The following is a 14,230-nucleotide window of genomic DNA, read 5'->3' on the forward strand; positions in this document are numbered from 1 at the left end:
GTGCTACGGGCGGTGGGTGGTGGCCGACGGTTTCAGGTCGAGACGCGCCGAGCTGAAGGTGTCGCCGCCCGGAGTGGCGACGAGTGCGGCGGTGGGGTCAGCGGTGGCCTCGGACGCCTCGGCGGCGACCCGGCGGCCCACCCCTTCGAGCACGTGCTTGCCGATCAGGTTCCCGGCCGGCAGCTCGATCGGGTATTCCCCGTCGAAGCACGCCCGGCAGAGCCGGGTCTTCGGCTGCTCGGTCGCGGCGATGAGACCGGGCAGTGAGACGTAACCCAGCGTGTCGGCGCCGATCGACCGCCGGATGCCTTCGTTGTCCAGCCCGTTGGCCAGCAGCTCCGCCCGGGTGGCGAAGTCGATGCCGTAGAAGCAGGGCCAGCGGACCGGCGGGGAGGAGATCCGGACATGGACCTCCAGCGCCCCCGCCTCGCGCAGCATCCGCACGATGGCCCGCTGGGTGTTGCCGCGGACGATCGAGTCGTCCACCACGACCAGGCGCCTGCCCCGGACGTTCTCGCGTAGCGGGTTCAGCTTGAGCCGGATGCCGAGCTGGCGCAGGGTCTGCGACGGCTGGATGAAGGTGCGCCCCACGTACGGGTTCTTCATCAGGCCCTGGCCGTAGGTGATGCCGGACTCCTCGGCGTATCCGATGGCGGCCGGCGTGCCGGACTCCGGCACCGGGATCACCAGATCGGCCTCGACCGGGTGCTCCCTGGCGAGCTGGCGGCCGATCTGCACCCGGGCGGCGTGCACGTTGCGCCCGGCGATGGTGGCGTCCGGGCGGGCGATGTACACGTACTCGAAGAGGCAACCCTTCGGCTCCGGGGCGGCGAACCGGGTGGAGCGCAGCCCGTCCTCGTCAATGGCGATCAGCTCGCCCGGCTCCACCTCGCGGACCACGCTGGCGCCGACGATGTCCAGCGCGGCGGTCTCGCTGGCGACCACCCAGCCGCGCTCCAGCCGGCCGAGCACCAGCGGGCGTACGCCGTGCGGGTCGCGGGCCGCGTAGAGGGTCGACTCGTCCATGAAGACGAAGCTGAACGCGCCGCGCAGCCGGGGCAGCACCTCCAGCGCGGCCGCCTCGACGGACAGGTCCGGCCGGCTGGCCAGCAGCATGGTGACCAGTGAGGTGTCGTTGGTCGAGCCGTCGGAGTCGATCGCCCGCTCGGCCACCTCGCGCTGGAGCTCGGCGGTGTTGACCAGGTTGCCGTTGTGGGCCAGCGCGATCGTGGTGCCGGAGCTGGTCGCCCGGATGGTCGGCTGGGCGTTCTCCCAGGTCGAGCCGCCGGTGGTGGAGTAGCGCGCGTGGCCGATCGCGACATGCCCGCGCAGGCTGGCCAGGGTCGGCTCGTCGAAGACCTGGGCGACCAGGCCGAGATCCTTGAAGACCACCACGCCCGAGCCGTCACTCACCGCAATGCCGGCGGCCTCCTGGCCACGGTGCTGGAGCGCGTAGAGCCCGAAGTAGGTCAGGTTGGCGACCTCCTCGCCGGGCGCCCAGACGCCGAAGACGCCGCACGCGTCCTGCGGGCCGGGTCGCTGGGGGTCAAGGTCGTGGCTCAGCCGGCCATCGCCGCCTCGGGGCACCTGTCGCTCCCTCATGCTGGTCTGGGCCGGCCTGGCGGAGTCGGGGGCAGCTCCACACGGTTGGCCGGGACCGTCGTCGCCCGCCAGTGTACGCGAAACACCGACGATACCGACAGTCACGATCCGCCTCCCGACAGTGACACGCCGGAACATCTGCCCAGCTAGAGCGGGAGATACCCGGAGAGGTCGGCGCGGATTCCGCTCATCCGTACGCGACCCTCGGTGACTGCCTCCGCCCAGCCCAGGCGTCCGGTGGCCAGTTCCAGCCAGGTGGTCGGGTCCATTTCCACCACGTTCGGTGGCGTTCCCCGGGTGTGTCGCGGCCCGGTGACGCACTGAACAGCTCCGTAGGGCGGAACCCGCACCTCCACCGATCGGCCGGGGACGCGCTCCGCAAGGACGCCCAAGAGGGTACGGACCGCCTCCCGGAACACCGGTCGTTCGGGCGTACGCCCCTCATCCAGCGCCGTCAACACGGCCGCTACGGCGGCGGACTTTGAGTGCGGAGAGGACACGACGGGACGATACGATTCGGCGGCGCCCCGGTCACCGCTGGCCCTGGGTAGAGATGACCCGGTCAGACAAGGCATAGTTGCCGACGGCGTATTTGTACCGTGAGTGATCATCCGGCCCGGCACCAGCCGGCCGGGGAGATCAGACCCGGAAGGCGGTGGACGTGTCTACACACCGACGTGCCTGGAAGCAGCGGGCCGGTGTGGTCGTAGCGCTGGTCGTCGGCGCGCTGCTCGCCGTCCCCGCCACACCCGCTCTGGCCGCAGATCCCGACGTGCAGATCACCAGCCTGCCAACGGGCACACTGCAAAGCGGCCAGTCAACCAAAATGACCTTCAGCGTCAAGAACAACAACGACACACCGTCCGTGTTCAGCATCAGCGTTGACACGTTCGGTGGGCTGACCTGCCAGGGCAACGATTGCAGGGTGCCGGCGCGGCCAATCCAGCCGGGCCAGACCGAGCCGTTCACCGTGACCCTCGTCGCGGACAACCTGTCCCCTGGAAGCACCAAGTCCGGACCGGTACGGGTTTCCGCCAAGGCAGGCGGCGATCAGGCCAGCGATTCACGCGACATGACCGTTCAGGGTGGCGCGGCTCCGACCCAGGAGCAGACGCAGACGGTGAAGTCGATCTCCGGCAAGGTGGTCGCCTCCGCCAACAGCGAGCCGCTGTCGGGCGCGACCGTCATGCTGAAGGACAGCCAGGGCAAGCAGCGCTCGACCAGCACGGACGGCAGCGGAAACTTCAAGTTCACCGGCTCGACCTCGGACCCGATCGCGCCCGGCCGGATCGACCTGGCCGCCTCCGCGGGCGGCTCGGCGATCGGTAGCAAGTCGGTCCAGGCCGCCGCTGGCCAGGCCGTGACCGGCCTGCGGATCGGCGTGGACGTCAAGGTCGAGACGACCCCGAGCGCCACGCCGTCGGCCACCGAGGAGGCCGCGGCGACCGACGAGCCGACCGACGACACCGCCACCGACCCGGCCACCGAGGCCGCTGCCGCCCCGCAGCCCGCCGGCAAGGAGGACTCGGGCGGCTTCGGCAACTGGCTGCTGATCCTGCTCGGCGGCCTCTTCGTCGCCGTGGGCGTCGGTACCATCGTGCTGCTCTACCTGCGCCGCAAGAACGAGGACGCCGACGCCGACGGGGACGGCCCGGGCGGAGCGCCCGCAGCAGCCGGTGCCGTGCCGGTCGCCCGGGGCGGCTATCAAGGCGCGAACGACCAGACCCGGGTGGTCAACGGGATGGGCGCCGGTGCGGCGCCGACGATGGTCGGCGGCAACTCGCTCGGCGACGCGCCGACCATGATGCACCGCCCGGTCGTGGACGATGTCCCGCCGGATCCGTACGGCGCGCCCGCCGGGCCCGCGTACGGCAGCGGGGGACAGGGTGGCTGGGCCGGCAGCGGCTACGGCGACGAGGCCCACGGCCAGGGCGGCTACGGCAACAACGCCTATGGCAACGCCCCCTCCTCGGGGGGTGGCTACGGCAACGCGCCGTCCTCGGGCGGTGGCTACGGCAACGCGCCCTCGTCCGGCGGCGGATACGGCAGCCCGGACTACGGCGCCGGTGCCGGCGGCTACCCGCCCGCCCAGGGCGGCTACGGCGGCGACCGGTACGACGAGCCGACCGGCCGCTACACCGGCGACAGCACCCAGTACGCGCCGCCGGCCGACCCGTACCCGACCAGCACCTACCAGCCCGACCAGGGACGCGGCTACGACCAGCAGGGCCAGGGCGGGCAGTACGGCCGCGGCCCGGAGCCGGGCACCGGCTACGGCGCGAGCGGCGGGTATGACAACGGGCCCTCCGGCGGCTACGACAACGGATCCTCGGGCGGCTACGACAACAGGCCCTCCGGCGGCTACGACGGTGGCCAGCAGGGCTACGACCAGCAGGGCGGCTACGACCAGCGCGGCGGCTACGGCGGCGGCGACGGTTACGGCCAGCCGCAGCAGGGCGGCTACGACCAGCAGGGCGGCTACGACCAGCAGGGCGGCTACGACCAGCAGGGTGGCTACGGCCAGCACGGCGGCTACGGCCAGGAGCAGCCGCCACAGCAGCGGGGCGGCGGCTACGACAACCACGGCTACGACCAGGGCGGCGGGTACTACGCCGACCCGGCCCAGGCCGGCCGGGGCCGCCCCGACGGCCAGCAGGAGCGCGGCGGCCGGCGCCTCGACTGGCTGGACGACTGACCGCCGGGGCCCGAACGCCCCCGCCCACATCGACAGTGGCCGCCCGGCTCAGCCGGGCGGCCACTTCGCAGGATCGGACCACCCACCCGTCGGTCGCGAGTCGTTCCGGTGATCGCGTTCGTCGTCGCCGAGGCGACCGGTTCCCCACCCCCCGGGTCGCTGACGCCCGGACGGGCGGCTCGGCCGGATCAGGCGGCGGCGAAGTAGCCGTTGCGCAGCACCGGCACCATGTCGGAGACGCCCAGCTGGACCGCGATCTCCACGTCGTCGGCGAAGCCGCCCTCGACGAGTTCCCGACCCGAGACGCATCCCCGGACCGCCGCCGGCACGTCGGGCGTGCTGGCCAGCGCGGCCAGCGCCATCGCCGCCTCCACCGAGAGCCCGCCCGGCACGCCGGACAGGGCGTCCAGCACGCTGGCCGCCCCGAGCTGGTCCTCGACGCAGGGGCGCAGCGAGCCGTCCGGCCAGCGTTCCCCGGCGGCCACCACCCCCACCGGGGCGTCGGTCGACCCGTATCCCTCGGCGCGCAGCCATCGCCCGACGGCGCGCGCGTTACGCAGACACGCCGCGACCACCGGCACGCCGGTGGCGCTCGCGGCCGCGCTGATGGCCGAGCCGTTCGGGGAGGGCAGCACCAGATCGGCGACCACGGGCGCGGTCCGCAGCGCTGCCGGCGAGAGCGACCACGGATGCTCCGGGGTCATCTGCCGGCGGCCGACCGCAGCGACGGCACCCACCCGGCGGGCGTAGTCGGCCGCCTGCTCCCCCCAGGGGAACGGGTGCACGCGCATGCCACGGCCGACCGCCACCTCGACCGCGGTGGTGAACGAGAGCACGTCCACCACCACCAGGGCAGCACAGACCCGACCGAACTCCGCCGCCCCGGTCAGCCCCCAGTCGAACCGGGCACCGGAACCGGGTTGGGCGAAGGCAGCCAAGGCCAGGGCCTCAGCGCTGATCGGGCGCCGGGGCCTGATCCGAGTCACCGGGAGCCGTCGCGGACCCGTCCGGGCCAGCCTCGGCCAGGTCGGACGCCGCCTCGGGAGCGTCAGGCGTGGGGTCGGTGGCTTCCGCCGTGGCGCCCGCAGCCGGCGCCAGGCCGTCCACGGCCTCGGCCGGCTCGGCCGCAACCTCCGTCCGGGCGTCCCCGGTCGACGCCACCGAAGTGTCTCCGGCCTCCGCACCGGCCGCGGGCGGCAACGCCTCGCTCGCCGGCCCGGACTCCGTTGCGCCGGCGTCGGCCGGGGCGTCGAACTCGACGCCCACCGGCTGCTCGGCGGTGGCCGCGGAGAGCTCCACCTGGGCCGCCTCCGCGCCGGTGAAGAGGCGCGGCAGGGTCGCGCTGTGCGCGGCGCTCAGGTCGTCGAGGCCGATCCGGAACTGGCCGTGCACCTCCAGGGCACCGCCGGCCGGGTCGGTGACCCCGATGAACTCCCACGGCACACCGCGCTCGGCGCAGAGGGCGGTGAACGCCTTCTCGTGCCCCCGCGGCACCGACACCAGCACCCGGCCGGCGGACTCGCTGAACAGGAAGACGAACGGCATCGACCCGCCGGTGAAGTGCTCCGGCAGCGCCACCCGGGCGCCCACGCCGCGCCGCAGGCAGGACTCGACCAGGCTCTGGGCGAGACCACCGTCGGAGAGGTCGTGCGCGGAGCTGAGGTGCCCCACCCGGGCCGCCTCCGCCAGCAGCTCGCCGAGCTGCCGCTCGCGGGCCAGGTCGACCTGCGGCGGGATGCCGCCCAGGTGTTCGTGGGTCACCCAGGCCCACTCCGAGCCGGAGAGCTCGACGTGCGTCTCGCCCAGCAGGAAGAGCTGGTCGTGGTCGCCGCCCGGCCGCGGCACGAAGCCCATCGGCACCCGGTCCGCGACGTTGTCCAGCACGCCCAGCACGCCGACGACCGGGGTCGGGTGGATGGCCGCCGCGCCGGTCTGGTTGTAGAAGCTGACGTTGCCGCCGGTCACCGGGATGCCCAACTCCAGGCAGCCGTCCGCCAAGCCGCGGACGGCCTCGGCGAACTGCCACATCACGCCCGGGTCCTCCGGGGAGCCGAAGTTGAGGCAGTTGGTCACGGCGATCGGCTTGGCACCGGTCACCGCCACGTTCCGGTACGCCTCAGCCAGCGCGAGCTTCGTCCCGTGATACGGGTCGAGGCGCGCGTACCGGCCGTTGCCGTCGACGGAGAGGGCCACGCCGAGGCCGGTCCGCTCGTCGATCCGGATCACGCCGGAGTCCTCCGGCTGGGCGAGCACGGTGTTGCCCAGCACGTACCGGTCGTACTGCTCGGTGACCCAGGTCTTGTCGGCCAGGTTCGGTGACGCGATCATGCGCAGCACGGTCTCCCGGAGCGCGTCCGGGTTGTTCGGCCGGGGCAGCGTCTCGGCCCGGTCGGCCTGGAGCAGGATCAGGTCGGCCGGCTCGCGCATCGGGCGGGCGTAGACCGGACCGTCGTCGACCAGCGAGCCCGGCGGGACGTCGACCACGATCTGGTCACGCCAGGTGACCAGCAGGCGGCCCGGCCGGCCGTCCGGCGCGGGCGGGGTGACCTCGCCGACAGCGGTGGCGAGCACGCCCCACTTCTCGGCGATCTTGAGTACCGCCTCCAGCTTGTCGGGGGCGACGACCAGCAGCATCCGCTCCTGGGACTCGCTGGCCAGGATCTCGTGCGGCTCCATCGAGGGCTCGCGCAGCGGCACCCGCTCCAGCCACACCCGCATGCCGGTGCCGGCCGCGGCGGCGGTCTCGGTGAGCGCGCAGGTCAGCCCGGCGCCGCCGAGGTCCTGAATGCCGACCACGAGCTCGGCGTCGTACAGCTCCAGGCAGGCCTCGATCAGCAGCTTCTCGATGAACGGGTCGCCCACCTGCACCGACGGGCGGCGCTGCTCGCTGCCCTTGTCGAAGGTGGCGCTGGCCAGCACCGACACGCCGCCGATGCCGTCCCGGCCGGTCTTGGCCCCCATCAGCACCACGACGTTGCCGGGGCCGGCCGCCTCCTTCTTCTGCAGCCGGTCGACCGGCAGCACCCCGAGGCAGAGCGCGTTGACCAGGGGATTGCCCTGGTAGCAGGGGTCGAAGACCACCTCGCCGCCGATGTTCGGGAGGCCGAGGCAGTTGCCGTAGCCGCCGACGCCGGCGACCACGCCGGGCAGCACCCGGGCGGTGTCCGGGTGGTCGGCCGCGCCGAAGCGCAGCGGGTCCATCACCGCGACCGGGCGGGCACCCATGGCGAGGATGTCCCGGACGATCCCGCCGACGCCGGTCGCCGCGCCCTGGTACGGCTCGACGAAGCTGGGGTGGTTGTGCGACTCGACCTTGAAGGTCACCGCCAGCTCGTCGGAGACCCGGACCACGCCGGCGTTCTCACCGATGCCGGCCAGCAGCCGGTCGCTCGGCGGGGCCTTCTCGCCGAACTGACGCAGGTGCACCTTGCTCGACTTGTAGGAGCAGTGCTCGCTCCACATGATCGAGTACATGGCCAGCTCGGCCTGGGTGGGCCGGCGGCCGAGGATGTGCCGGATCCGGTCGTACTCGTCGTCACGGAGGCCCAGCTCCGGGTACGGCTGAAGCTCGTCCGGCGTGCCGGTGGCCCGGGGCACGGTGTCCACGCCCACGGCCCAGTCGTCGACCGGGCCGGCCTGCGGCAGCACGGCGGCCGTACGCGGCTCTGCCGGGTCGGCCGGGAAGGCGTCCGGCGTCTCCCGCAGGGCCGGGTCCGGATGGGTGGTCATGACCTCTCCTCGCTGCGCTCGCCGCCGTACCGGCGGGTGAGCCGACCGATGATCCCGCCGCGCACGGTCACGCCGGCGCCCCCACCAGGTACTTGAGCACCGAGGTGAAGAAGCCGAGACCGTCCAGGGAGGGGCCGGTGAGCGCCTCCACCGCGTGCTCGGGATGCGGCATGATGCCGACCACGTTGCCGGCCTCGTTGGTGATCGCAGCGATGTCGCGCTGCGAACCGTTGGGGTTGCCGCCGAGGTAGCGGGCGACGACCCGACCCTCGGCCTCCAGCCGATCCAGCGTCGCCGGGTCGGCGACGTAGCAGCCCTCGCCGTTCTTGACCGGGATCAGCACCTCCTGGCCCGGCTGGAACGCGTTGGTCCAGGCGGTGCCGACGGACTCGATGCGGAGGATCTGGTCCCGGTTACGGAAGTGCAGGTGCTGATTGCGGGTGAGCGCGCCGGGCAGCAGGTGGGCCTCGCAGAGGATCTGGAAGCCGTTGCAGATGCCGAGCACCGGAAGGCCGCCCCGGGCGGCGTCCACGATCGTCTCCATCACCGGGGCGAACCGGGCGATGGCCCCGCAGCGCAGGTAGTCACCGTAGGAGAAGCCGCCGGGCAGGACGACGGCGTCCACCCCGTGCAGCCCCGGGTCGCCGTGCCACAACCGGACCGGCTCGGCGCCGGCGATCCGGACGGCCCGGGCCGCGTCCCCGTCGTCGAGCGAGCCGGGGAATGTCACCACACCGACCCGGGCGGTCACGGGCGTGCGTCCACGGTCTCGTCGGTTTCGACCAGACGGACGGTGAAATCCTCGATGACCGGGTTGGCGAGCAGCTTGTCGGCGATCTCCCGGGCCCGGTCCAGGTCCGGTTCACCGGTGAACTCGATCTCGATCCGCCTGCCGATCCGGACCGAGGCGACGTCACTGACGCCGAGCCGGGGCAGCGCGTTTGCGACGGCCTGGCCCTGAGGATCGAGGATCTCGGGCTTGAGCATGACGTCGACGACGACGCGAGGCACTGGGCACTCCTGACTGTGTACGCAGTTGGGTGCCGACCCACAACGGGCGAGCGCAGCCAGCCTACCTGGCAGATGCCGGCTCGACCGCACCGGCCGGGCGCGGTTCAGACAGTGATCGACGTTACCGACGGGGTGCGGGGACGCCCGGCCCACCCGGCCGCCGACCAACCCGGGCATCGGCTTGCTTCGATGGCGAGCGGACCGACGGCACGAGCATCCGTAACTACGGCGATATCGCGTACCACCGGGGCGCGAATCACCTTCACGGTCCGGTGTCCGACGGTCCGGTCCTACCACCCGTTCTGGGGGCGCTGGGTAGGTTGACACCGCGGACGACGCGGATGGTCGGCGGAGTGCCGGGCGTCCGCGTCGACCCGTTTCGCAGCATCCGATCAGGTGGCGATGGCAGACGTTCGGGTCGCCGCCCGGCTGACAGCATCGGAACCGTGCTGGTCGTGACGACGGATCAACTGCCCGGCTACGAGATCCGCCAGATCCTCGGCGAAGTGGTCTCCTCGATGGCGAGGACCAGAAACCCGTACCGCGAGGGGGTCAAGAACCTCCGCGGTGGCGCCTACGACCCGTCGGCACCGGACAACCTCACCCGCTGGCGTACGGACTCGGTGGCACGACTGGGCGAGGAGGCCCGCCGGCTCGGCGCGAACGCGGTCATCGGCATGCGCTTCGACAGCCGGGACTGCGGCGAGATGTGGATGGAGATCTGCGCGTACGGCACGGCGGTGATCGTCGTACCCAAGATGCCGGACGTCATGCCGCCCGACCAGCCCCTCGTCGCGGCCGACGCCGCCCACGAACCGGAGATCGCATCGGCCCCCGGCGGCGTCGCCGAACCGCCGAGCGCTCCCAACCTGAGCTCGGCGGCCGAAACACCCACCCGCGACTCCTGACTCGCCAGTGGTTCGCCTCGACCGACCAGGCGAGGACCGGGTCAGAGGATGGGAGGTGGGGAGTAGGCGGCGGCGTGGGGGTGAGCTTCGACGATCTTGGAGATGCGGGCGGTCACCCGGTCGATCTGGGTGCCTGCGGCGCCGACGAAGGCGTTGCGGTCGGCGACCAGGGCGTCGATCTCCGCCCGGGTCAGGCCGAGGCGGCCGTCCGCGGCGAGTCGGTCGAAGAGGTCGTTCTCGGCCGCGCCCTTCTCCCGCATCGCCAGCGCGACGGCCACCGCGTGCTCCTTGATCACCTCGTGCGCGACCTCCCGGCCGACCCCGCGGCGCACCGCCGCGACCAGGATCTTCGTGGTGGCCAGGAAGGGCAGGAAGCGCTCCAGCTCCCGGTTGATCACCGCCGGGTACGGGCCGAACTCGTCCAGCACGGTGAGGAAGGTCTGGAACAGGCCGTCGGCGGCGAAGAACGCGTCCGGCAGCGCCACCCGGCGGACCACCGAGCAGGAGACATCCCCCTCGTTCCACTGGTCACCCGCCAGCTCGCCGACCATCGACAGGTAACCCCGAATGATCACCGCGAAGCCGTTCACCCGCTCCGACGAGCGGGTGTTCATCTTGTGCGGCATCGCGCTCGAGCCCACCTGGCCGGGCTTGAAGCCCTCGGTGACCAACTCCTGGCCGACCATCAGCCGGATCGTGGTGGCCAGCGACGACGGCGCGGCGGCCACCTGGGAGAGCGCGGCGAGCACGGCCACGTCGATCGAGCGCGGGTAGACCTGGCCGACGCTGTCCAGCACCCGGGCGAAGCCCAGGTGCTCGGCGACCCGGCGCTCCAACTGGGCCACCTTGTCGGCGTCGCCGTCGAAGAGGTCGAGCTGGTCCGCAGCGGTGCCCACCGGGCCCTTGATCCCACGCAGCGGGTACCAGTTGATGAGGTCTTCGAGCCGCTCGTACGCGATCAGCAGCTCCTCGGCGGCGGAGGCGAAGCGCTTGCCCAGCGTGGTGGCCTGCGCGGCGACGTTGTGCGACCGGCCGGTCATCACCAGGCCGGAGTATTCGTGGGCGTGCCAGGCCAGCCGGGCCAGGGTGGCGACCACCCGGTCCCGGATCAGCTCCAGCGAGGCGCGGACCTGGAGCTGCTCGACGTTCTCGGTGAGGTCCCGGGAGGTCATCCCCTTGTGCACGTGCTCGTGCCCGGCGAGCGCGCTGAACTCCTCGATCCGGGCCTTCACGTCGTGCCGGGTGACCCGCTCGCGCGCCGCGATCGACGCGAGGTCGACATCGTCGACCACCCGCTCGTACGCCTCGACCACTCCGTCCGGCACCGCCACGCCGAGGTCCCGCTGGGCCCTGAGCACGGCGAGCCAGAGCCGCCGCTCCATCCGTACCTTCTCCTCCGGCGACCAGAGGGCGACCAGCTCGGGTGAGGCGTACCGGTGGGCGAGCACGTTCGGGATCGTCGTCACGGCCCTCATTCTCCCGTACTCGCCGGTCGTGGCCCCACCGGCATGGGCCGGACCACCTCACACCTGGATGATCTCGTGCACGGTCGCGGTCACCACGAGGGTCTTCGTCTGCTTGCCCTGGGCGTTGGTGACCGTCAGCAGGTAGGTGTGCCGCTGGACGGTCGACGCTGCTGGCCTTCCACTCCAGGACGACCGGTGTGCCCTCGACCCGTTTGGCGCTGGTGCCGGACGGGCAGGTCGGCTTCTGGGCGACCCGGAAGTAGACGATCGTGGGGCGGGCTGGCGCTCACGGTAAGGACGGTCGGCAAGCGCAGACCCGGGTGCCGGATAGGGTGATCACCCTCCTGAGTCGACCGACAGGAATGGGGAAGCGTGTCCAGACTTACCGGCAGGGTTGCCCTCGTCACCGGCGGGAGCCGCGGTATCGGCGCCGCCGTCGCGCGCCGGCTGGCCGAGGACGGCGCCCACGTCGCGTTCACCTACCGGACAGCGGAGGACAGCGCGAAGGCCGTGGTCGCCGACATCGAGTCGTACGGGCGCACCGGTCTGGCAATCCGGGCCGACAGCGCCGACGGTACGGCGGTGGTCGACGCGGTCGAGCAGGCCGTCGCCGAACTGGGACGCCTGGACATCCTGGTCAACAATGCCGGCGTCTTCTCGGCCGGGCCGATCGACAAGGTCAGCCTCGACTACCTCGAGCTGGCCATCGCCGTGCACGTACGCGGGGCGTTCCTGGCGACCCAGGCGGCGGTACGCCACATGGGCGACGGCGGACGGATCGTCAACATCGGCAGCAGCTTCGCCAGCCGTGTCCCGGATCCGGGAGTCAGCGTCTACGCCATGACCAAGAGCGCGGTCAACGGCCTGACCCGGGCACTCGCCCGCGAACTCGGCCCGCGCGGGATCACCGTCAACCTGATCCTCCCCGGTTCGACCGACACCGACATGAACCCGTCAGACAGCGCCACCTCCGACAAGCAGCGGTCGCACATCGCCCTCGGCCAGTACGGGACGCCGGCAGATGTCGCGGGGACGGTCAGCCACCTTGTGGGCGACGGCGGGCGGCACATCACCGGCGCGTCGATCGCCATCGACGGCGGTGCCACCGCCTGACCCGGGCACGCCGCGGGCGGCGGGGGGTAGATCGGGCGGGGTGGCCCGGGGGCCATCGGATCAGAACGGAGCCGGCCGGCCGGTGAGGGCGGTGTAGAGCCCTGCGGACGCCTCCTCCTCGGTGTCGAAGCGCTGGCGGACGTCGTGCACGCCGCGCTCGTAGAGGCCGATCTCCCAGCCGCCGCCGGATGAGCGGCGGAGAAACCAGAAGTCGGGAGGGACCGGCACGTGCTCGTGCACGCCCTCCAACTCGAAGGCTTCGGGGGACAGCCCTGCCTCCAGCAGGGCCCCGCGTACCTGGTGCCGGTCCACGCCCTCATCGTCACGGCTTGCGAGCGTGGCTGCCGCCCCTAGCATCGCTCGCCACTGGAAAGGTGACCGGGTTCAGCGCTCCAGGATCGCCGTCACGCCCTGCCCGCCGGCGGCGCAGATGGAGATCAGGCCGCGCCCGCTCCCCTTCTGGTCGAGGAGCTTGGCCAGGGTGGCCACGATCCGGCCGCCGGTGGCCGCGAACGGATGCCCGGCGGCCAGCGAGGAGCCGTTGACGTTGAGGCGCTCCCGGTCGATCGCCCCGAGCGGCGCGTCCAGGCCCAGCCGCTCCTTGCAGAACTCGGGTGACTCCCACGCGGCCAGGGTGGCCAGCACCTGCGAGGCGAACGCCTCGTGGATCTCGTAGAAGTCGAAGTCCTGCAGTGTCAGGCCGGCCCGGGCCAGCATCCGGGCCCCCGCGTACGCGGGGGCCATCAGCAGCCCCTCGTCGCCGTGCACGAAGTCGACCGCGGCCGTCTCGGACCAGGAGAACCAGGCCAGCACCGGCAGGTGGTGCTCCCGCGCCCACTCCTCGCTGGCCAGCAGCACCGTTGACGCGCCGTCGGTGAGTGGCGAGCTGTTGCCGGCGGTCATGGTGGCCCGCTCGGCGTCCGGCCCCTTGGTGCCGAAGACCGGCTTGAGCGAGCCGAGCTTCTCCAGGCTGGTGTCCGGGCGGAGGTTCTGATCCCGGGTCAGCCCGAGGTAGGGGGTCATCAGGTCGTCGAAGAACCCCTTCTCGTACGCGGCGGCGAGCCGCTGGTGCGAGCGGAGCGCCAGCTCGTCCTGGGCCTGCCGGTCGACGTTCCAGCGCAGCGCCGTCCGCGCCCCGTGCTCGCCCATGGACAGCCCGGTACGCGGCTCCGCGTTGCGCGGGATCTCCGGCTTGAACGGCTGGTGCGGGCGGAGCTTCGCGGCGGTCCTCAGCCGCTCGCCGACGGTCCGGGCGGAGTTGAGCGCGAGCAGCGTACGGCGTAGGTCCTCGTTGATGGCCAGCGGCGCGTCCGAGGTGGTGTCGACGCCACCGGCGATGCCGACCTCGATCTGCCCGAGCGCGATCTTGTTGGCGACCAGGATGGCGGCTTCCAGGCCGGTGCCGCAGGCCTGTTGGATGTCGTACGCCGGGGTGCGCGGGTCGAGCTTCGAGCCGAGCACCACCTCGCGGGTCAGGTTGAAGTCCCGGGAGTGCTTGAGCACCGCCCCGGCGACCACCTCGCCCATTCGCTGCCCGGCCAGGCCGAACCGGGCGACGAGGCCGTCCAGCGCCGCGTTGAGCATGTCCGCGTTGGACGCCTGCGCGTACCGCGAGTTGGACCGGGCGAAGGGGATGCGATTGCCGCCGATGACCGCGACCCGCCGGACACTCTGCACGATCGACCTCCTCGAAACTGTTGCCCGAA

Annotated in this window: 12 protein-coding genes; 3 read left to right on the top strand and 9 right to left on the bottom strand. The window is 72.3% G+C overall.

Going from position 1 to position 14,230, the window contains the following annotated elements:
- Positions 1–3: 3 nt before the first annotated feature.
- Complete coding sequence (gene purF / locus ACNAVT_RS10375) at positions 4–1,587, bottom strand: amidophosphoribosyltransferase (protein ID WP_416295055.1); 1,584 nt, start codon at positions 1,585–1,587, stop codon at positions 4–6.
- A 161-nt stretch (positions 1,588–1,748) separates the two neighbouring features.
- On the bottom strand, positions 1,749–2,102 hold the full coding sequence (locus ACNAVT_RS10380) for a sterol carrier family protein (protein ID WP_416295057.1): 354 nt from the start codon (positions 2,100–2,102) through the stop codon (positions 1,749–1,751).
- Between the two features lie 161 nt (positions 2,103–2,263).
- Here ACNAVT_RS10380 and ACNAVT_RS10385 point away from each other — a divergent pair, with 161 nt between their 5' ends.
- Complete coding sequence (locus tag ACNAVT_RS10385) at positions 2,264–4,297, top strand: carboxypeptidase regulatory-like domain-containing protein (protein WP_416295058.1); 2,034 nt, start codon at positions 2,264–2,266, stop codon at positions 4,295–4,297.
- A 188-nt stretch (positions 4,298–4,485) separates the two neighbouring features.
- Here the strand turns inward: ACNAVT_RS10385 and ACNAVT_RS10390 are convergent, their stop codons facing one another.
- The 4 genes from ACNAVT_RS10390 to purS form a co-directional block, all read right to left on the bottom strand.
- Positions 4,486–5,235 carry a 2-phosphosulfolactate phosphatase gene (locus tag ACNAVT_RS10390; RefSeq protein WP_416295060.1) on the bottom strand — a complete coding sequence of 250 codons (750 nt, stop codon included), beginning with the start codon at positions 5,233–5,235 and terminating at the stop codon, positions 4,486–4,488.
- A gap of 10 nt (positions 5,236–5,245) precedes the next feature.
- Positions 5,246–8,026 (bottom strand): phosphoribosylformylglycinamidine synthase subunit PurL, encoded by a 2,781-nt coding sequence (gene purL, locus ACNAVT_RS10395; RefSeq protein ID WP_416295061.1) that lies wholly within the window; start codon positions 8,024–8,026, stop codon positions 5,246–5,248.
- 67 nt (positions 8,027–8,093) lie between these two features.
- Positions 8,094–8,777, bottom strand: coding sequence for a phosphoribosylformylglycinamidine synthase subunit PurQ (purQ, locus tag ACNAVT_RS10400; protein WP_416295063.1), 684 nt, complete (start codon positions 8,775–8,777; stop codon positions 8,094–8,096).
- Positions 8,774–9,037: a phosphoribosylformylglycinamidine synthase subunit PurS gene (gene purS / locus ACNAVT_RS10405; RefSeq protein WP_416295065.1), complete on the bottom strand. Its 264-nt coding sequence runs from the start codon at positions 9,035–9,037 to the stop codon at positions 8,774–8,776. Before purS ends, purQ begins: the two co-directional genes overlap by 4 nt.
- A 341-nt stretch (positions 9,038–9,378) precedes the next feature.
- On the opposite strand from purS, the gene ACNAVT_RS10410 reads away from it, so the two are divergent.
- Positions 9,379–9,945 (top strand): YbjQ family protein, encoded by a 567-nt coding sequence (locus ACNAVT_RS10410; protein WP_416295067.1) that lies wholly within the window; start codon positions 9,379–9,381, stop codon positions 9,943–9,945.
- Between the two features lie 41 nt (positions 9,946–9,986).
- Here ACNAVT_RS10410 and purB read toward each other — a convergent pair whose 3' ends face one another.
- Entirely contained in the window at positions 9,987–11,411 is a 1,425-nt protein-coding gene (purB, locus tag ACNAVT_RS10415) for an adenylosuccinate lyase (protein WP_416295068.1), read from the bottom strand.
- 372 nt (positions 11,412–11,783) lie between these two features.
- Between purB and ACNAVT_RS10420 the strand changes: the two genes are divergently transcribed.
- Entirely contained in the window at positions 11,784–12,524 is a 741-nt protein-coding gene (locus ACNAVT_RS10420) for an SDR family NAD(P)-dependent oxidoreductase (RefSeq protein ID WP_416295070.1), read from the top strand.
- Positions 12,525–12,584: 60 nt separating this feature from the next.
- Here ACNAVT_RS10420 and ACNAVT_RS10425 read toward each other — a convergent pair whose 3' ends face one another.
- On the bottom strand, positions 12,585–12,836 hold the full coding sequence (locus ACNAVT_RS10425; RefSeq protein WP_416295071.1) for a hypothetical protein: 252 nt from the start codon (positions 12,834–12,836) through the stop codon (positions 12,585–12,587).
- Between the two features lie 72 nt (positions 12,837–12,908).
- Positions 12,909–14,201 (bottom strand): acetyl-CoA C-acetyltransferase, encoded by a 1,293-nt coding sequence (locus tag ACNAVT_RS10430; protein WP_416295073.1) that lies wholly within the window; start codon positions 14,199–14,201, stop codon positions 12,909–12,911.
- Positions 14,202–14,230: the final 29 nt, after the last annotated feature.

The sequence above is a fragment of the Micromonospora sp. SL4-19 genome, assembly GCF_047921475.1.
Lineage (GTDB): Bacteria > Actinomycetota > Actinomycetes > Mycobacteriales > Micromonosporaceae > Micromonospora.